The sequence below is a fragment of the Stieleria sp. JC731 genome, assembly GCF_020966635.1.
Taxonomy (GTDB): Bacteria; Planctomycetota; Planctomycetia; order Pirellulales; family Pirellulaceae; genus Stieleria.
Map to the genome: position 1 here is coordinate 854,953 of NZ_JAJKFQ010000002.1, position 19,651 is coordinate 874,603.

General features: G+C 54.1%; 12 protein-coding genes. 9 read left to right on the top strand and 3 right to left on the bottom strand.

Annotated elements, in window-relative coordinates; translation table 11 throughout:
- Window positions 1-218: 218 nt before the first annotated feature.
- Window positions 219-1,874: an alginate export family protein gene (locus LOC67_RS08880; RefSeq protein ID WP_230262236.1), complete on the bottom strand. Its 1,656-nt coding sequence runs from the start codon at window positions 1,872-1,874 to the stop codon at window positions 219-221.
- 653 nt (window positions 1,875-2,527) lie between these two features.
- On the opposite strand from LOC67_RS08880, the gene LOC67_RS08885 reads away from it, so the two are divergent.
- The 9 genes from LOC67_RS08885 (at window position 2,528) to LOC67_RS08925 (ending at window position 15,793) form a co-directional block, all read left to right on the top strand.
- Window positions 2,528-4,069 carry a CmpA/NrtA family ABC transporter substrate-binding protein gene (locus tag LOC67_RS08885; RefSeq protein ID WP_230262237.1) on the top strand — a complete coding sequence of 514 codons (1,542 nt, stop codon included), beginning with the start codon at window positions 2,528-2,530 and terminating at the stop codon, window positions 4,067-4,069.
- A 295-nt stretch (window positions 4,070-4,364) separates the two neighbouring features.
- Window positions 4,365-5,480: an ABC transporter permease gene (locus LOC67_RS08890; RefSeq protein ID WP_230262238.1), complete on the top strand. Its 1,116-nt coding sequence runs from the start codon at window positions 4,365-4,367 to the stop codon at window positions 5,478-5,480.
- Between the two features lie 20 nt (window positions 5,481-5,500).
- Window positions 5,501-6,445 carry an ABC transporter ATP-binding protein gene (locus tag LOC67_RS08895; protein WP_230262239.1) on the top strand — a complete coding sequence of 315 codons (945 nt, stop codon included), beginning with the start codon at window positions 5,501-5,503 and terminating at the stop codon, window positions 6,443-6,445.
- Between the two features lie 39 nt (window positions 6,446-6,484).
- Window positions 6,485-7,330, top strand: coding sequence for an ABC transporter ATP-binding protein (locus LOC67_RS08900; RefSeq protein WP_230262240.1), 846 nt, complete (start codon window positions 6,485-6,487; stop codon window positions 7,328-7,330).
- Window positions 7,327-8,184, top strand: coding sequence for a GAF domain-containing protein (locus LOC67_RS08905; protein ID WP_230262241.1), 858 nt, complete (start codon window positions 7,327-7,329; stop codon window positions 8,182-8,184). Before LOC67_RS08900 ends, LOC67_RS08905 begins: the two co-directional genes overlap by 4 nt.
- A gap of 18 nt (window positions 8,185-8,202) precedes the next feature.
- Window positions 8,203-9,900: a DmsC/YnfH family molybdoenzyme membrane anchor subunit gene (locus LOC67_RS08910; protein ID WP_230262242.1), complete on the top strand. Its 1,698-nt coding sequence runs from the start codon at window positions 8,203-8,205 to the stop codon at window positions 9,898-9,900.
- Window positions 9,901-10,034: 134 nt separating this feature from the next.
- Window positions 10,035-12,233 carry a molybdopterin oxidoreductase family protein gene (locus tag LOC67_RS08915; protein ID WP_230262619.1) on the top strand — a complete coding sequence of 733 codons (2,199 nt, stop codon included), beginning with the start codon at window positions 10,035-10,037 and terminating at the stop codon, window positions 12,231-12,233.
- Between the two features lie 30 nt (window positions 12,234-12,263).
- Entirely contained in the window at window positions 12,264-14,084 is a 1,821-nt protein-coding gene (locus LOC67_RS08920) for a NirA family protein (RefSeq protein WP_230262243.1), read from the top strand.
- Window positions 14,085-14,188: 104 nt separating this feature from the next.
- Window positions 14,189-15,793 carry a sulfite reductase subunit alpha gene (locus LOC67_RS08925; protein WP_230262244.1) on the top strand — a complete coding sequence of 535 codons (1,605 nt, stop codon included), beginning with the start codon at window positions 14,189-14,191 and terminating at the stop codon, window positions 15,791-15,793.
- Window positions 15,794-15,876: 83 nt separating this feature from the next.
- Here LOC67_RS08925 and LOC67_RS08930 read toward each other — a convergent pair whose 3' ends face one another.
- Entirely contained in the window at window positions 15,877-17,370 is a 1,494-nt protein-coding gene (locus tag LOC67_RS08930) for a DUF1501 domain-containing protein (protein ID WP_230262245.1), read from the bottom strand.
- 61 nt (window positions 17,371-17,431) lie between these two features.
- Complete coding sequence (locus LOC67_RS08935) at window positions 17,432-19,375, bottom strand: DUF1800 family protein (protein WP_230262246.1); 1,944 nt, start codon at window positions 19,373-19,375, stop codon at window positions 17,432-17,434.
- Window positions 19,376-19,651: the final 276 nt, after the last annotated feature.

Sequence of the window (19,651 nt, forward strand, 5' to 3'; positions counted from 1 at the left end):
GCACACTGGCTGGTGGGCACACTGAGCGTTCACCAGTGAATGCGAGTGAGATTTCGTCTCACACAACCACTGCTACCTTTTGCTTGTCGTGCGGCGATCGACGATTACCAACAACAAAAACGGCGGCTGGTCATTTGATAGACCAGCCGCCGTTTCGTTATTCCGATGACAATCGGCTCGCTTAAACGTCGAGCCTACGCGGTACTAAGAACACGTTCTTAGAATCGCCACTGCCATTGAGTCCAGAAGAAATCTGCGTCTGCACTTGTTGGAACACCTGCGGTCGTACGATAGTAGTCGCCGGTGTTGAAGTGAGAGTAGCCGACTTGGACATTCATGCGTGGGTTGATGGTCGCGGTGAACGCGATATCAATTTCTTGACCCAGTTCGCTGTCGCCAGCCGCATTGGCACCGTTGAATGGAGCCATGGTGACGTTGTAAGGAGTGGTCAACTCGTCCAACCAGAAGTTGTGGTACCACAACAACAGTTTGACTTTGTCACCCAAAACAGGCGTGATGAACTGGAAGTTCAAGTCGTGGATGTTGCGACGTCCGAACAAGTCCATGAACCCGAGGTACTTGTGTGCCAACGGGAACAGGTGATCGAAGCTGTCGTCACCACGAGCCGCTGGGACATCATCGCCACCGGATGCATAGTCGTACCATGCCCAAACGGTTGGCTTCCAAGGTCCGCATGCGGTGCACAGGTTCAACTGACGTCCCAAACCACCGGTGAAGAACGCTGCGCTGTGATCGCCATAACCTGGGCTGTTGGAACCGAACTGAGTACCACCTTCGTAGGAGTACAACCAGTCTTTGCCGACCTTGCCAGTCCAACGGCTACCGATGGTGTGGTAGTCGAAGTTCAATGCTTGGTTGGACAAACCGAGGTAGTAGTAATCGACCGCACCAAAGCGGGTATTCGGATTCGACAGGTAAACACCGTAGAAATCAACGTCTTCGTTGGCGTCGTCGATCTTGCTTTCGTTGGCAGCGTTGCGGTTGACCGGGTTGACGAAGAATCCGTCAACTGTCCAGTCACAACCTTTGTAGGTTCCGCGAACACCTTGGAAAGTACGACGGGTGTTAGCCCAATCCAAAGGCGAAATCAGACGCTGATCACCAAAGAGCAATTCTTGGCGACCGACGCGAACCGACAAATCGTCGGTCAGCTTCGTATCCAAGAACAAGTTCTGGATTTCGCCGCGGTTTTCTTCGATGGGACGGTTGTTGAATGTTTCTCCGCCCGAATCCGCATACAGGTATTCACCGTAGACACGGAAGTACTCGTTAACACGCAGGTTTGCGAACATGCGGTAGCGAGTCAGGAAGAAGTTATCGTCGTTGCCGGTCAGTCCCAGACCACGATGATTATTCTCATGATGGAAACGAACGCGAGCTTCCCCGCCGACGTCCAATTTGCCACCCATCATGCCTTTGAGCGAATCGCCAATGAATGACGGACCGTCGTAGCAAGGGTCATTCAGGTAGCTGAAATCGTTCGCATAGAAGACGCCTGCGTAGGCGCTTTTCATCTTTGCGGTCGCAGCTTCCTTTTTCTTTTTCGTGCAGCAAGGTGTCGAGCAACAGTTGCAGCTCGTTGCCGCTGGCATGTAGTCTGCCATCGGAGCAGGTTCGTCGATTTGGATCGGTTCCGGCATCGGAACGGGATCCACGACAGGTTGCTCCGCGGGTGCCTCTTCGGCAACTTCGTCAGCGACAAGCTGGACACCACCGATGGGGTTACCAGACGCGTCAGTGACAACAGTATCTTCAAGAGTGAACCGCTCGTCCGCGAAGGCGGGGGCGGAAACAAAGCCGGCCAGAAGAGCGAACGCGAGTGCGCGCCGGCGTGCCTTTGTTGTGGAAAGCATCTCTTAGGACTCCTTCCTAATGGAATGGGTGGTGTCGCCTCATTGCGACGGATATGAAGTCTTCGTTCTCACCACCGACCATCGTTCCAACAGGTCTCGCCAAGACCCATCTAGCACGGCAAGTCGTGTGAACATCCATGTCGGTCCCGGCGATACCGACGCTTATGGTGTGAGTTATCGTCCCACCCTTATCGCGAATGCGAAGTTTTTCTCGCATCGTTCACGACCGCCCCAATCGGCAAACTCACCGCACTCCCCCTCGTCCGCCACTGCCAAAGACCTCAGCAACCGCTGGGGGAACAAAGACTCCGGGAAATCCTCCACGCTCCTCTAAGGGCGTCTCGCCAGGCTCAACGCCCCCTGATTGGTTATCGACGCCTGAACGCGATGCAGTAGTCCGCCTCCCCCTGCATTGATGATAGGCACCAGGTGTCCGTAAATGCCCAGGTCTTACGCATACCAAAATGTATAGATTTAAAAACACACACCTTATGGTGCAGATTCACCGCACTACAGGCCCACAGCGTGAAGCCGGGGTTCGCTTTTACGCAATAAATGACCAAGTGCGCACGTTGGCACGGCCTGTGCAACGGGGCACGGTCGCTGGTCTCCCGCATCAGCAAAGTCCGAATGATTCGGCCGAAGCGGAATCGATGTGGACTTTCTATTTATTCCAAAACTTGTTCGTTCCACCTCCCGGAGCTCGTAAGTTGCGACGACTCATTTCAAAATTTTCGCTCTATTCCAAGCTGCCTGTTTTCGCGATCGCAGCTCTGTTGACCGGCTGCTCTAGTTCGGAGATCACCCTCGATGATCTCGAAAAGGCGGCAGCCAAAATCGAAGTCGATGAATCGGCCACCGCGTCTGATGGCGAAAGCGAAGCGGTCTTGGAGATTCTCGATGTCGAGAAACCCAATCTGAAATTTGGATTTATCAAACTGACCGACTGTGCACCGTTGGTCATCGCAAAAGAGAAAGGCTTTTTCTCTGACGAAGGGCTGAACGTCGAAATCGAAGCCCAATCGAACTGGAAAGTCTTGTTGGACCGCGTCATCGATGGGCAGCTTGACGGTGCTCACATGCTTGCCGGTCAGCCTATCGGTGCCACAATCGGATTCGGAACACAAGCTCACATCATCACCGCGTATAGCTTGGACTATAACGGCAACGGCATCACGGTCAGCAACGAGATCTGGTCACAGATGCAGGAGAACGATCCTGAGCTGAAGTCGCCCACACCCAAGCACCCCATTTCGGCTGACTCGCTAAAGCCAATCGTCGATTCGTACAAGCAAGAAGGCAAAGACTTCAACATGGGGATGGTCTTCCCCGTCAGTACGCACAACTATGAGATTCGCTACTGGTTGGCAGCCGCAGGGATTCACCCAGGGATGTACTCCGAAGAGAACATTCAAGGGACCATCGATGCGGACGTTCTGCTATCGGTAACACCTCCACCGCAAATGCCAGCGACCTTGGAAGCAGGCACCATTCTTGGTTACTGCGTCGGCGAGCCTTGGAACCAACAAGCAGTGGTCAAGGGCATCGGCGTTCCAGTGACAACCAACTACGACATCTGGAAGAACAACCCAGAAAAGGTCTTCGGCGTCACTAAACAGTGGAACGACACCAACCCCAACACTCACATCGCCGTTGTCAAAGCGTTGATTCGTGCCGGCAAGTGGCTCGATGAAACGGACGCAGACGGCAACCTGGTCAACCGCCAAGAAGCCGCCAAGTTGCTGTCTAACAAAGACTACGTCGGTGCTGACGAGGACGTGATCGACAACAGCATGACCGGAACGTTCGTATTCCAAGAATCCGACGTCCGTCCGATGCCCGATTTCAATGTGTTCTTCAAGCACAACGCCAGCTACCCACACTACAGCGACTGCATTTGGTTCCTAACACAAATGCGACGCTGGGGCCAAATCACCGAAGAAAAGCCTGCTAGCTGGTATGCCGAAAAAGCGAAAGACATTTACCAGCCAGCGATTTATCGCAAAGCGGCTGACATGTTGATCTCCGAAGGCAAAGCCTCACCAAACGATTTCCCAGCGCCCGACTACGACGGCTATCGCGAAGTAACAACCGACTTCATCGATGGCAACAAGTACGACGCGAAGGATCCGATCGGATACATCAACAGCTTCGACATCGGTAACAAAGAATCCGAAACACTTGCGAAGCAGTAAAGGGCACCTGCAAAGCAGGAACACCTGCAGAGCTATCAAAGCTCTGGTGAGAACGATCACTAGAGCTTTAACAATCGTTCACTCAGCGGTGGCCGCCTCACCGCCTGTGTGATCGGGAAGCGGCCAATACGGGCCGGGCGTTTGGGTCCGGTGCCTAACGTCCGGCCCGGCCGTGGATCCCCTTCACATGAACTGAAACAACAAGTTGCTTGAAAACTTGTTTTAGGCTGCCTCGACGTAGCCACACATCCGGCGATCCATTCGCTTCCCGACCTCATTCCACCACTGATCAACCATGAACTGGCGAGGAAACGCGCTTAAGTTTTGCAACGTCGCGGGCCTACCACTGCTCGAACCCTTCGTCCGTCTAGCGGCCGGTGAAGACGTCAAAGAACAATTAAAAAGCATCAGTAAATTCATTCTTCTGCCCGTCGCAACGATCGCAGTGTTCCTGTTTCTGTGGAACGCCGCCGCAAAAACCGTTGTGACAGACAGTATGAAACTGCCAAGTCCGGGAGAAACCTGGGCGGCGGGTAAAGAACTGTTTGCAATGCATACGGCGCAGCGAGCGGCCGATCGCGAACAAAAAAAAGAAAAGGTCACCGAAGCGGTGATGTTTCTGGCCAAAGCGAACAAGATGACCGCATTAGCCGAATCGGCTGACGGGGAACGCAAGGAAAAGCTACTTGCCAACGCATTGGTACTGAAAAAGAAAGCGGTCCAAGCGGCAAACTACAAGCCGACCAGTGCCCCGACCTTTGTTGACCAAATCATCACCAGCCTGAAAACCGTATTCATCGGCTTCGTGATCGCCACGATGATCGCGGTCCCGATCGGTGTTCTGTGCGGCATGAGTCCTTGGTGCAACGCCGCGTTGACTCCCTTCATTCAAGTTTTCAAACCGGTAAGCCCGCTTGCATGGCTACCGCTGGCCTTCTTGGTCATCGTCTGGGCGTACTCCGGTGCCAAGCCCGGCGAGACCTTGTTTGAAAAGGCGTTTTTGATCTCCGCCGTGACGGTCTCGCTTTGCTCGCTCTGGCCAACCTTGGTCAACACCACCCTTGGTGTCGCGAGCGTTGACAAAGACTACATGAATGTGGCTCGCGTGCTGAAGCTTTCATGGAGCCAACAGCTTTTCAAAATCATTCTGCCAGCAAGTTTGCCGCTGATGTTTGCAGGCCTTCGCATCAGCCTTGGCGTTGGCTGGATGGTGCTGATCGCCGCGGACATGTTGGCTCAGAATCCGGGTTTGGGCAAATTCGTCTGGGACGAGTTCCAAAACGGCAGTAGCCAAACGTACGCACGGATCGCATTCAGTGTGATCATCATCGGAGTGATCGGCTTGCTGTTGGATCGAATCATGATCTTCCTGCGAAACCTGGTCAGCTTCGGCAATCCGCAAGCCGCCTAACCACCCAGCGAGTCTAGACGATGAGTACAGCTGTTCTCGATCGACCGCAGCCAAAATCCGTTGCCCGACCGGTTGCTCCCGAGCCACTGATCGCGATGCGCAATGTGTGCAAGGGATACGGTAGCGGTGTCACACGGAACGAAGTTCTGACGAACATCAATCTGAATTTACGCCAGGGTGAATTTCTTGCCGTGGTGGGCTTCTCAGGAAGTGGGAAGACAACATTGACGAAGCTGCTTGCCGGGTTGGAAACGCCCGACAGCGGCGAAATCGTGATGGAAAACAAAGTCATCTCCGAGCCAAGTGAAGAGCGTGGCATCGTTTTCCAGAACTATTCGCTACTGCCATGGCTGACCGTGCGCGGCAACATCGCTTTGTCGGTTGATCGTGTCTTCCGCCATTGGTCCAAGGGGCAACGGCGTGAACACATCGACAAATTCATCGAGATGGTAGGCCTGACGCATGCCGTTCACCGGCGTCCGCATGAGCTTTCCGGCGGGATGCGTCAACGGGTTTCACTCGCTCGAACGTTGGCGATGAAGCCCAAAGTCCTGCTGCTCGACGAACCACTTTCGGCACTCGACGCGCTGACACGTGCGACGCTGCAGGACGAAATCCTGAAGATCTGGGAAGAGGAGCGGCAAACCTGTTTGCTGATCACCAACGATGTCGATGAAGCCATCCTTTTGGCCGACCGCATCGTTCCGTTAAACCCAGGTCCGAACGCTTCGCTCGGTCCCGCGTTTACGGTCGAACTAGATCGTCCCCGTGACAAAACAGAACTGAACCATAACGAAACCTTTAAAGGTCTTCGTAACGCGATCACAAATTACTTGGTCGCGGTTCGTCAAAAGTCACGCGACGACCAAGCATCAGCATCTGACATTCCGCCGGTTGAATTGCCGGATCTTGAACCACGGAGTTTGGCGTTGCCACGGAAGGCGATTTTGAACTCCCCGATCTAATTCACACACGATCCAAATCATATTTGATAGGCGGCATCAATGGCTGGATATGTCGAAATGTACCGCTTGGGCAAAACCTACGACACGCCCAACGGTCCGGCGATCATCGTCGAAGACTTTAATTTGAATATGGCCAAGGGCGAATACGTTTGCCTGTTGGGCCACAGTGGATGCGGCAAAAGTACCGTGTTGACCATGGTCGCGGGCTTGAACCCCATCACGCATGGCGGCGTTGTCGTTGCCAACCATGAAATTGAGGGCCCCGGTCCCGATCGCGGCGTTGTTTTTCAATCACCGTGTTTAATGCCATGGATGACGGCAATCGAAAACGTCCTCCTTGGTGTCAATCAGGTCTACCCGCACGGTACCAAATCGCAACGACATGATATCGCGGCGTATTACCTGACACTGGTCGGCCTGGGCAATAGCCTGCACACACGTGCCAGTGCGCTAAGCCAAGGGATGCAGCAACGGGTCGGAATCGCACGAGCCTTCGCGTTGAAACCGAAGATGCTGTTGTTGGACGAACCGTTCGGAATGCTCGATTCGCTGACACGAATGGAGCTACAAGAAATCCTGTTGGAAATCTTGGTTCGCGACAAAGTCACCACGATGATGATCACCCACGATGTGGATGAAGCGTTATTCATGAGCGACCGTGTTGTGATGATGACCAACGGCCCACGCGCCCGCGTCGGCCGAGTGTTTGAGATGCCGTTTGAACGCCCGCGGGTTCGTTCCGAGGTGCTCGAGCACCCGGACTACTACGACCTGCGCGGTGACATGATTCAGTTCCTGGAGGAACAGGATCACAAGAAACTGAAAGCGGACGCCGAAAAGCTGGAAGCGAAAAAGCGTGCCGAAGCGGAAACGGCACTCTCATGACATCAACCACTATCCAACCAACAGCGTCATTCCTGGTTGACATCATCGTTGTCGATCACCCCGATGTCGAATTCATCGCGGACTGCCAATATCCGGCCGCTCAGCGAGCTTTTAGCGAAACGAAGGAAACCGGTCTGCCGGCGATCGTTTCCGCCGAAGGCGAAGAACAAGATGTCGTTGTGCTTTCGATTCCAACCTATTGCGATGGCGAAATTAAATCTGTGGTCTGCTTTGTCGGGTCAGGTGATGACGCCAACTGTGGTGTCATGGAAGTCTGGCAACCGATCGGTGCTTATGATGAATTGAGCATGACCAAAGGCTATTTCGGTGCTTTGGAACGATTTCAAAACGTCAGTTCATACGTTCGATTCGAAAAAGGATCGGGCCTGCCCGGACAAGTCTGGCGCAATGCCAGTTTTATCATCCACGATAAACTGCCATCGCATTCCGGCTTCCTGCGTGCCGCTGGAGCCTCCGCCGAATCGTTGGAAGTCGCGGTAGGAATTCCTGTCTTGGCCGACGACTTTTTGGCCTCGGTGCTGCTGATTAGCTCCGGGGTTGCGCCTCTGGCAAAAGGGTTCGAAGTCTGGCGAAGCGCCGGTGAAGAATTCTTGCTCGAATCGGCAGCGTACCAATCACTTGACGAATCGCTTTGCCTATCGATCGATAGCAAGGTCGCTTGTGACGGGTCGCTGCCGGGGATGGCCTCTCAAACGGGTCATCCAGTCATCACGGACGATTCTGCGGCGATTCTATTTGGCCGAAACGATCAAGCGACCTTCGAAGGCCGCGCCTTCGCGATGCCGTTTTTTGAAGACGGCCGCGTAACCAATGTCCTTGTCATGTTGCTTTAACCAAAGGAGGTGACTGCGATGTCCACGGCACTTCCTGTCGTTAATCGTCAGCCTGATTTTTTGGGACAGCTATTGGAAGAACAGCAGCAACTCAGCGCTGTCGAAACCTTTAGCCAGTGGCACAGTTCACACACCGAAGCCGCACCCGCGCAAGAAAAATATTATCGGGATTTAATCCCCGCTTCTGCCCCCGCACCCGGCTACCAATTCGCTTTCGAAGTCGACTTGGATGCCTGCAGCGGTTGCAAAGCCTGTGTTGTGGCTTGCCATACACTTAATGGTCTAGAAGAAGACGAATCCTGGCGACGGGTTGGAACGTTGATCATCGGCGATGACAGCGATCAATCACCGGCAGCCATTCAGCATGTGACGACCGCATGTCACCACTGCGAAGATCCCGGGTGTCTAAATGGATGCCCGGTTAAAGCGTATGACAAAGACCCGATCACCGGGATCGTTCGCCACTTGGACGACCAATGTATCGGCTGCAAGTATTGCACGATGATGTGCCCCTACGAGGTGCCACGGTACAGCGACCGATTGGGGATCGTCCGCAAGTGTGACATGTGTCACCAACGGCTAAGTGTTGGTGAGGCTCCCGCCTGCGTCCAATCTTGCCCGAACGAAGCGATCCGCATCTCGACCGTTCCTGTCGATTCGTCCAGCAACACTAGCGGCGCCGTTGTCCCTTCGGCACCGCCCTCGTCGATCACTCAGCCGACAACGCGTTTTGTCAGAACCAACCCACTGGATCCCAGTAAAACGTATCCTCAGGATCAAAACGTTGACGAGGTTGCCGAAAGCCACTGGCCGCTTGCGGTCATGTTGGTGATGACGCAGCTCGCCGTCGGTGCTTTACTGGCCGAAGCGATCACGGCTGCAGTGCGATTTGTTCTGGGCAGTCCGGTATCGAACAACGTCACCCTGACGGTTGCCGTCGTTGCGTTCGTGATCGCCAACGCGGGTCTCGGAATCGCTCCACTACACCTCGGTCAGCCGCTGCGAATGTGGCGAGTCTTCCTGGGGCTTCGCACCAGTTGGCTTAGCCGCGAAGCCGTCGTGCTAGGGAAATTCATGGGCGCCGTTGCCCTGGCCATTGGGCTATTCGCGTTACCGATCTTTTGGGATTGGATTCCGTCAGCGATTCAGAATTTGATCCCGGTGGATTTGATCCCCGATTGGCTCGGCCGATTGGTGTTGGTCGCTTCGTTGCCACTGGGAATCGCCGGCCTGTACTGCAGTGCGATGATCTATATCGCGACGAAACGTCAGCTATGGCGTCAAGACAGAACACTGCCGCGATTCTTCGGAACCGGATTGGCAGGCGGACCGCTTATCAGCGCGGCTGTCTTCGGTGTATTCGGAGAACGCTGGACCGCTGTCGCACTTTCGCTTGTCGCGATCGGCTTGGTCGCAACCAAGTACAGCGTCGAAAAGGCGATCTACATTACCGATCGCAAGCACGACGATCCTTACGATCAGCGAAGTGTTCGTTTGATCCGAACCCATCTCGGTGACTTACTAAAAGCTCGAACCGGGCTGATGACCGGAACGATCGCGGTCAGCGTCTTGGGCACATTGTCTTTGATCGTCAGCCCATTGCTGGGCGGGGCGCTACTTTCGGTGGCGTGCTGTCTTTTTATCGCCGGTGAGAATGCCGAGCGTCTGCTGTATTTCAAAAGTGTCGTCTACGACCGCATGCCTGGAACACTTTGAGGAACCGCACAATGAGCATTGCGCCACCACCAAAGAATCAACCCGGAGAAATCCAGGTCAACGGTCAGCAAAGCGATCAACTGAACGCGAAAAAGTCACTGACCACTCCGACTTCGGATGACTCGCGCCGCAAGATGGAACTGCCTCAAGTCCTTCAGGCTCGTAATGGCCGAATGACCCGTGAACTGTTGCTCAATCCGGGGCAGCACGGCTTGGGGATGACTCCCGATGCGATGCAAGCCGATTCGACCACGACCGCGACCTGTGGCTACTGTGCAACAGGTTGTGGACTGCGTTTGCATGTCCGTGAGGGCGAAGCGGTTGGCTTGACACCGGAGACACATTACCCCGTCAATCTCGGAATGGCCTGTCCGAAGGGATGGGAAGCGTTGGAAATCCTGGACTCGGAAAAACGTGCTCACCATCCACTGCTTCGGCAATCCGACGGCAGCATGGAACAGGTCTCCTGGGACACCGCGTTATCCACGTTTACCGAACGCTTTAAATCGATCCAAGCGAAGCATGGCGATGCTTCGGTTGCGTTTGTTAGCACCGGGCAAATCGTTTGCGAGGAAATGGCCTTCCTCGGTGCCTTGGGCAAATTCGGGATGGGTATCCAGCACGGTGATGGCAACACGCGTCAATGCATGGCGACCGCAGTCAGCGCGTATAAAGAATCATTTGGTTTCGATGCCCCACCTTACACCTACGACGACTTCGAGCAGAGTGACTGTTTGGTCTTCGTCGGATCCAACCCGTGCATCGGACATCCGATCATGTGGGAGCGTGTCCTTCGAAATCAAAAATCACCAGAGATCATTGTCATCGATCCACGGCGAACCGAAACCGCCATGGCATCAACGCAGCACTTGCAGCTCAATCCGAAAAGTGACTTGATGCTGTTGTATGCGATCACTCAGCATTTGATCGCTTCGAACCTCATCGACTATGACTTCGTCAACGCTCATACCGAAGGCTTCGAAGAACTTGCGGCGCACGTCGCCGAATTCACTCCAGAATCGGTCTCGGAACAATGTGGAATCTCCGTGATCGACATTCGCCGCGCTGCCGAATCGATCGGTCGGGCACCGGCGGCATCCCTTTGGTGGACGATGGGTGTCAACCAAAGTTACGAAGGGACGCGAGTCGCCCAAGCGATCATCAATATCGCATTGATCACCGGTAATTTCGGTCGCCCCGGCACGGGAGCGAACAGCATCACCGGTCAATGCAACGCAATGGGATCGCGTTTGTGGAGCAACACCACAAACCTGCTCGGACACTTCAAATTCGAATCCGAACAAGATCGCCAGCACGTTGCCGGTACGTTAGGCATCGACGTCGAACGCATTCCGAGTGAGGGCAGCTGGGCCTATGACGAAATCGTCGAAGGCATTCGCAACGGAGACATCAAGGGATTGTGGGTGATTGCCACCAACCCTGCACACTCGTGGATCAACCGTGGCGACTTCCGCGATTTGTTAGACAAGCTTGATTTCCTTGTCGTGCAAGACATGTACGATCAAACCGATACGGCTAAACATGCCGACCTAGTCCTTCCCGCAGCCGGATGGGGCGAAAAAGTAGGGACGTTCATCAACAGCGAACGACGTTACGGATTGGTCAAAAAGGTTCGTAAGGCTCCAGGTGAAGCGCTGGCGGATTTCCAGATTTTTCGCGCGATAGCGGCCTACTGGGGTGTCGGTGAAATGTTTGCCGAATGGACCGATCCGGAAGCGGTCTTTCGAATCATGCAGCGTTTAAGCAAGCACCGCCCCAACGATATCACGGGTATCGACGGGTACGCTCAGCTGGATGCTTGTGGCGGAATCCAATGGCCGTTTTCACAAGAAGAATCCGAGCAAGAAAACGCTCCGATTCAACAGCGTCGTTTGTTTGCCGACGGCAAGTTTTACCGCGAGAGCGGCAAAGCGAAACTGATCGCCGATCAAATCACTCCGATGCCGGAACCGCCTGATGAGGCGTTCCCATTCCTGTTGCTCACCGGCCGCGGAACGGTCAGCCAGTGGCATACACAGACGCGTACAGAAAACAGCAAAGTCCTGCGCAAGCTGTATCCGCATGATCCTTATGTCGAATTGCACCCGCGTGATGCCCAAACACTGGGCGTCGTCAATGGAGACCAAGTGCGTGTTCGATCCCGACGTGGCTGTGTCGAAGTGACCGCGATGGTGACTCCGACCGTCCGCCAAGGCCAAGTCTTCATTCCGATGCACTATCGCATTGTCAATGATTTAACCCTCTCCCACTTTGATCCACATTCGCACCAACCGAGCTACAAAGACTGCGCGGTGTGTTTGGAAAAAGCATAAGACTGTTCTATTGGTAGGTTCGAACAAGCGATGAGTAACGACAAAGGTTTTAGCGAAGAACAGAAACAGTTCCTGTCGGGTTTTGCCTTCGGCACCGATGTCGCTCGCGCCGTCAGTGGTTTGCCAGTGATCAGCAACAGTGCCGGCGGCGGATCGGCAACGGAAGCCATCACCATCGGCGCCAAAGCGGAAGACGCGTTGCCAATCGGTCCCGAAAAGATCGCTTTGATCGCGCAGCGGGAAACCAAGCAAGCGGGCAAGCAACTCTGCAAAGAAGAGCTAGCCAAGCTTGAAAAAAACCCATTGGACATGTGGGACGAGATGCAAGAACGCGCCGACAAAGGCGAGTTCCCCAAGGGCACTGATGTCTTTTTGCAAAAGTTCCATGGACTGTTTTATGTCGCCCCGGCACAGAACAGCTACATGTGCCGCATGAGAATTCCGGGTGGACTTCTACATGCGTGGCAACTCGCCGGATTGGCCGACCTTTCAGATAAGTCGGCCGGTGGCTACATCGACATCACGACGCGGGCAAATTTGCAGTACCGTGAAATTCCCGCTGACCAGGCGATGAACATCCTTTACGGACTGCGTGAGCTTGAAATCGTCAACTTAGGTTCAGGCGGCGATAACATTCGCAACTGCACCGCAAGCCCGCTTAGCGGAATCGACACCGAAGAACTGATCGAGACGATTCCGTTGGCGAAACGAATGAACCACTACATCTTGAATTCGCGAGAGATGTACGGCTTACCGCGAAAGTTTAATATCGCATTCGATGGCGGCGGGACAATCAGCTCTCTGGATGACACCAATGACATCGGCTTTCACGCCGTTCGAGTTTCGTCCGATGATGCGACCGAACAGTTCCCTGAAGGCGTCTATTTCCAGTTGACGCTAGGTGGAATCACCGGTCACAAAGATTTCGCCCGACCGACCGGAGTGTTATTGCGACCGGATCAATGTTTGGCAGTGGCCGGCGCGATTGTCCGAGTCTTCGTGAAAAGCGGCGACCGAACCGATCGCAAGAAAGCGAGACTGAAATACGTTTTGGACGCCTGGGGATTTGACAAGTTTGTCACGGCTGTCGAAGAACAACTCGGCTACACCCTACCGCGTTTGGAAGAGGAAAAGCTGACGAAGTCTTTGGTCGAAAACCGACTGGCTCACATCGGCTTTCATCCACAGTCGCAGCCAGGAAAACAATACGTCGGTGTTGTCTTTCCTGTTGGCCGCATGACCAGTGACCAAGCGAGATCTTTGGCTGATATCGCCACCAAGTATGGCAACGGCGAAATCCGCTTGACGGTTTGGCAGAACCTGCTGATCCCACACATCGATGACGCCGATGTCGAAGCCGTCCAGCAAGCACTTCTTGACATCGGCTTGGACTATCGCGCCAGTCAGTTTCGTGCCGGACTTGTTGCATGCACCGGTAGCGGCGGTTGCAAGTTTGCCGCGGCCGAGACCAAAACGCATGCGATGATCTTGGCGGATCACCTGCAGTCGCAATTCGAATTGGACCAACCGATCAACATTCACTTGACGGGCTGCCACCACAGCTGCGCGCAACACTACATCGGCGACATCGGCCTATTGGGCTGTAAAGTCGAAAAAGGTGACGACATGGTCGATGGCTACCACGTGCACCTCGGTGGTGGTTGGGGCGAACGACAAGGCATTGCCCGCCTGATTTTCGAATCGGTCGCGTTTGATGAAATGTCCACGCTGCTTTCGGCAGTCATTCAAGGCTATCTAGACCAACGCAGCGATGGCGAATCGTTCGTCGATTTCAGTTCGCGAAAAACGGATGACGAACTCAAGGCCTTGGCCACGATGACGCCTTGCTAAGCCGTCACGATCCATCACCCGTTAGACGCACACATTGCAACAGCTCAGTCAAACAGCCAACTCCAGTCCTAACATTCCCGACACACTGAACTTTCCGATACACCATGACCACTAGTTTCATCCCCGAATCGGCGCCATTCAACGAAGAACAGCGTGCTTGGCTGAACGGATTCTTTGCTGGCATGATGGGCATCAGCCCTGGTGGCAACGCGCAGGCGATCATGCAATCCGCTGGCGTGTCGGGTGAAATGCTAACCGGAAGTGAACAGGCTGCCGAACCCGAGGAAGAGGACTTCCCGTGGCATGATGCGGCCTTGCCGATTGTGGATCGAATGGAGCTTGCCGAGGGACGCCCGGTCGAACGTCGATTGATGGCGGCGATGGCACAGCTCGACTGCGGTTCGTGCGGGTACCTTTGCCAAACCTATAGCGAAGCCATCGCATCGGGCGAAGAAACCAACCTGACGCTCTGCAGTCCTGGCGGTAAAGAAACCTCCAAGATGATCAAGAAAGTTCTCAAGGAAAGCGATTCGAACGGTGCACCAGCCAAACCCGCCAGCGTCAACGGCAGTAATGGCGCTGACGAAAAAGGCTACTCGCGAAAGAATCCATATCCCGCCAAACTGATCGAATCGCGTCAGTTGAATCTTGAAGGATCAGCCAAAGACACGCGGCACGTCGCGATCGATCTGGGTGATTCAGGTGTGCAATACGAGGTTGGCGATGCATTGGGAGTCTACGCGACGAACTGCAGCGAACTTGTCGAGCAGATAATCAAAACCATCGGCGGCAGTGGAGCCATGATGGTAATCGCTCCCGATGGATCTCCCAAAACTCTGGCATCGACCGTTGCAGAGGACTACTGCTTAAAAGACCCATCGGACGAACTGTTGGAATTGGCACTGGGCCGAGTCGACGACTCCCACGCCAAAGCGACACTTGCACGAATGCTGGAAGAAGGCGTACCCGAAGGCTTCGATGTTTTGGATGTTCTGGAACTTGTCAGAGATGTACCTATCAGCGCGACCGAATTTTTGGAAACGCTTTCGCCTTTGAACCCACGGCTTTATTCCATCGCCAGCAGCCAAAAGCATGTTGGAAACCAAGTCCATTTGACAGTTGGCAAGGTTTTCTATGAACGTGAGGGCCGGCTCCGCAAAGGTGTTGCCAGCACGATGCTGTCAGACCGCCTGCAGTCCGGCGAAAACCTCCGCGTCTTTGTTCAACCCAACCATGGCGGATTCACCGTCCCTCAGGACCCGACCAAGCCGATGATCATGGTCGGCCCCGGAACCGGGATCGCACCTTTCATGGCGTTCTTGCAAGAACGCGAGGCGACCAATGCGGCTGGTAAAAACTGGCTGTTCTTTGGTGATCAGCATCAGTCAACCGACTTTTTGTACGAAGGCGAACTGCAACGGTATGTCGATACCGGGCTGCTGTCGCGACTTGATACCGCATTCAGTCGAGACGGTGACAAAAAGGTTTATGTGCAAGACCGGATGCGAGAGCACGGCGAAACCCTATGGCAATGGCTGTCCGAAGGGGCCCACTTTTATGTCTGTGGTGACGCCAGCCGAATGGCGGCCGACGTCGATCGGGCATTAAAACAAGTCGTCGCCGAATATGGAAAGATGGACGATGCCGCCGCGGAAGAGTACGTCAAAACGATGACGAAAGAACAGCGTTACGTTCGCGACGTATATTAACGGCGTGTTAAAACGCTGCTGGATACATCGTCCCGGTTCGTCAGCCGAACGGGACGATTGCATGACGACGTTGGCGTAGCCGTTTAGCTTAACAACCCTAACGGTGGCAGTGATTCGCTTGAGGAATAGAACTGCCGAATGTTGGGAAGAATCGTTTCCAAATCGGCATCATTCCCGACACCGAACCACATCGCCAAGTCGGCTGCCATTTGATCGACCGAAGTCGTTGGGATCAATCGTCCGCGGCCGACGTTCAGTGTGTTCGTCGCTGTCAGTTCGGGGAATTCACCATAAAACTGGCCGCCGTTAACGGCACCGCCACAGACGATTTGATTGCCTCCCCAAGCATGGTCGCTACCCTGACCGTTCGTCGTCAATGTGCGGGCAAAATCCGATGCGGTAAACAACGTCACATCGTTTTGAATGCCCAGCTCGACTGTCGCGTCATAGAACGATTTAATCGCACGACTAACACGAGGCAGGTTCGTTAGATGGGCATCTAAAAGGTTCGTGTGGTTATCCCAGCCACCCAACTCGACAAAAAAGATCTGACGGCCTTGGCCAAGTTGCTGCCGCGCGCCAATCACCTTCGCCACCATCTTCAAATGATTGCTGGGGCTTTCATTGGCAAATGGCGTGTTGATCGTCACGGTGCCGGTTGCGTCATTGAACGCTAGTGCCGCATCGGTGGAATCTCGCTGGACATCACTGAACGATTGAGCCAGCAAGTCGCTGTACGTTTGATTGAGATAGTTATCAAACGCTCGGGAAAACATTCGGTCTTGAATGCCTCCACCAATTGCCCCAGGGACATAGCCATTCACTTGGGTTGCGCCGCCAGTCCCGATCGCGTAGGGGACGACTTCGGTGCCGGTTTGAAACAGATTCATTCCGCTGACAGAGATGTTCATCGACACTGACGGATTTGCGTTCGTGCTGCGAAGCAAATCCGCCAAGCGGCCACCCCAACCGTTCACCAGATTGCGTGATTGCGGGAAGCTGGTTTGCCAGTGCCGCTGCAAATCGGCATGGGAAAACAAACCGAGTGGCAAGCCGGCTCGGGCGTCATAGTCGGATCGTGTTGTCGGCTGAGACATCGCCCCGATGTTGCATACGAATCCCAAATTGCCATCGTTGTAAAGCTTCGCAACGCCTGCATTCGTATTCGCCGGATCGACCCCTTCTTCGGAAGCCATGGCTGGATGCAAACCGAACATCCTAGAACTCGGACCGACGATCGGCACCAAGGCACTTTGCTGAATCGCTAGGCCACCTTCGTTGCTGATCCCATCGTCGTAACCACCGCGAATCGTATGGTAATCGCCGTATTCGCCCGTCGTTGACGTCCCTTCGTTAGGGATCAACATGTTGTACGAATCGTTGCCACCGTTAAGAAACAAACAGACCAAGGCTTTGTAGCCGGACGTGTCCGTCGCAGCCACGGCCGACTTGGTCGCTTGCAAATTTAAAAGCGTCGCCAGCATCGACGTATTGGTCATCATGCCACACACTCCACCGGTCGCTTTTAGCAGAGCGCGGCGAGATGTTCGCACCGAGTCGATTGGTTTTCGGTTCATGATTCTCATTCCAGAAAAGCGAACAACGATGTCGATTCTTGGGACTTCAAAAACAGACGTTCTATTCTTCTATCGCACAATCAGGTGAAACGACCAAAGCGTGCAGCAACGATTCCAGGCGTTCTTTGTTGTTGTAGTCACGTCCGGTCGTTTCAGCGATGATCGCATCTTTGATGTGCGACTTGGTCGTCTCACTAAGCGATCCGTTGCAAAGCAAAAGGTCATAGTGGCGGAGCAGTTGATCTAAGTTATCCAGGTTCCTTGCCAGTTCCATCTCTGGCTCCAAATCGAACGAGATCCTGCAGGTGCCTTTTCTCATCGAATACTGCACGTAGCGATTCAAACAGAACCGACGCAGCACATTCAGTGTTCGGTTCGCAGTCACGCCATTGAGGATCTGAAATTCGGGTGCATAGACCACATCAGTCGGTATCCTTCGCGACGGACTGTAGCCGACCAAGTCACCGGGCGGTTGATAGTCGGGAAGATAGAAATTGAAAACCGTTGGCGAGCGAAACGCCATCTGTCCCAAGTCGTCTTCGATAAATCGATTCAGCATCATGTAGCCATCTGCATAATCGCTGGACGGTCGCAACGCACGAATCATCGACGTGACGCGAATGATCGGCTCACGCAAACGCGAGTGCTCTGTACCTGAGGTGATCACATCCAAGCGAGCCGGGCTCCGCCGACGCATGACGCGTTGACCACGAAACAGTTCAGGATCCGTCAAAATCGCCTTGACGACCGCTTTCAAGTCACCACGGACGCCTTGACCGTTGTTGTTAAACACTTTGGTCACGCGACGCATGTAGCCACGTGACGGGTTTGACTTGACCAACCGCTGGATCAAACGTCGACAAATGAAGGGTGCGACATTTTCATGATTGGCGATCGCATCCAAGCCCGCGCCGATCTCGTCACGAACCGCCTGTTCGGTGATCGGTGACGCCAGTGGCGGCAGCACCGTATTGAAAACAGTCTTCGTCGGCGGTGCGTTGGATTCATCGGAATAGTTGTAGTTCGTGTCATGCTCGGGCGGATAGATCGTCATCGCTTGACCGAGATTCCGTCCCGAGTAAAAGCTTGTGCTCGTGTTGTGTGCATACCGGAATCCGGTAAACAATCGAGCAAGCTCTTTGATTTGATAATTGTCGTAGGTCGCAATCAATTCGCCGTTGTCGTTTACCTTCAGACGACCGTCTTGGTACATCTCGTAAAGCCCAATCGAAAACAATTGCATGATCTCGCGTGCATAGTTTTCGTCGGGATAACGACCTTGGCTCAGATTGGCTTTACGGTTTCGAATTGAACTCAGCCAAACTCCCATGCAAGGGTGATACGTGACCTCTTCAAGCAGTTCGCGATACGTCGATTGGGTACCGGCGATCAACATGTCATGGAAATTTGCCATGCCGACCCAATCGGGAATCGAGCGTTCTCCGTTTCCGATGTCACGCCCGGTTTGATTGTTGAAACCTTCGCCCGAATCGCCGATGACAAAGATCTGTGACAAGGCATGGCCCAAACGCTGCTTCAATTGATCCGGCGACGTCAACGCGATGTGCCACCAGACCTGATACCGATAAAGCGAAATGCCGATCCCATCTTGTTCCGGGTCGGTACCGTCCAAGTGAAGCAGGTCGTAGGCGGTTTCTTGATGCGATGTCGTAGGGATTTCGAACTGGTCGTCGATCCATTCGCTCAATGCCAGACGAATACCGATCTGATTAATCCGTGTCGCAAGAGCATCGATGGACTCTTCTGTCGGTCCGAACGTCGCTTTGGAAAGAAACTGCGCCGCTTGAATCTTCGCCCGTACCAATCGTGCGTCGCGTGAATTGCTGACCGGAAACTCGCCACCGTCAGCAGCGTTTGGCCAAGATGCTTGACTGACAAACAAGGCGATGACCACAGCGACAAGTCGACTTAGAAACACAGTCCCAAGATGCCGCAGCGGAATCTTCCACAAATCTTGACGATCACGAATTTGCCCGACGGCCATGACCAACACCTGCATGATGCGAAGAAGAAGCTCGCACAGGTCGAAAAGGGGTCAGGACTCTTTAACCACCAATGCAGGCGGAATCACCCCCGACCGAAGACCTGTCAGGGTCCGAGATTAACGATTGGGAAATCAAGATGCAAAGCACAATGTCACTCATCCTGGCCTTAGATTGAAATTTATTGCAGATACGCCCCCCTTCGGGACGGTTTTCCAGCGTTTTGTACACTGTGCAGTGTGAACATCGCGATTTACGGACTCGATCCGCATCGCCCG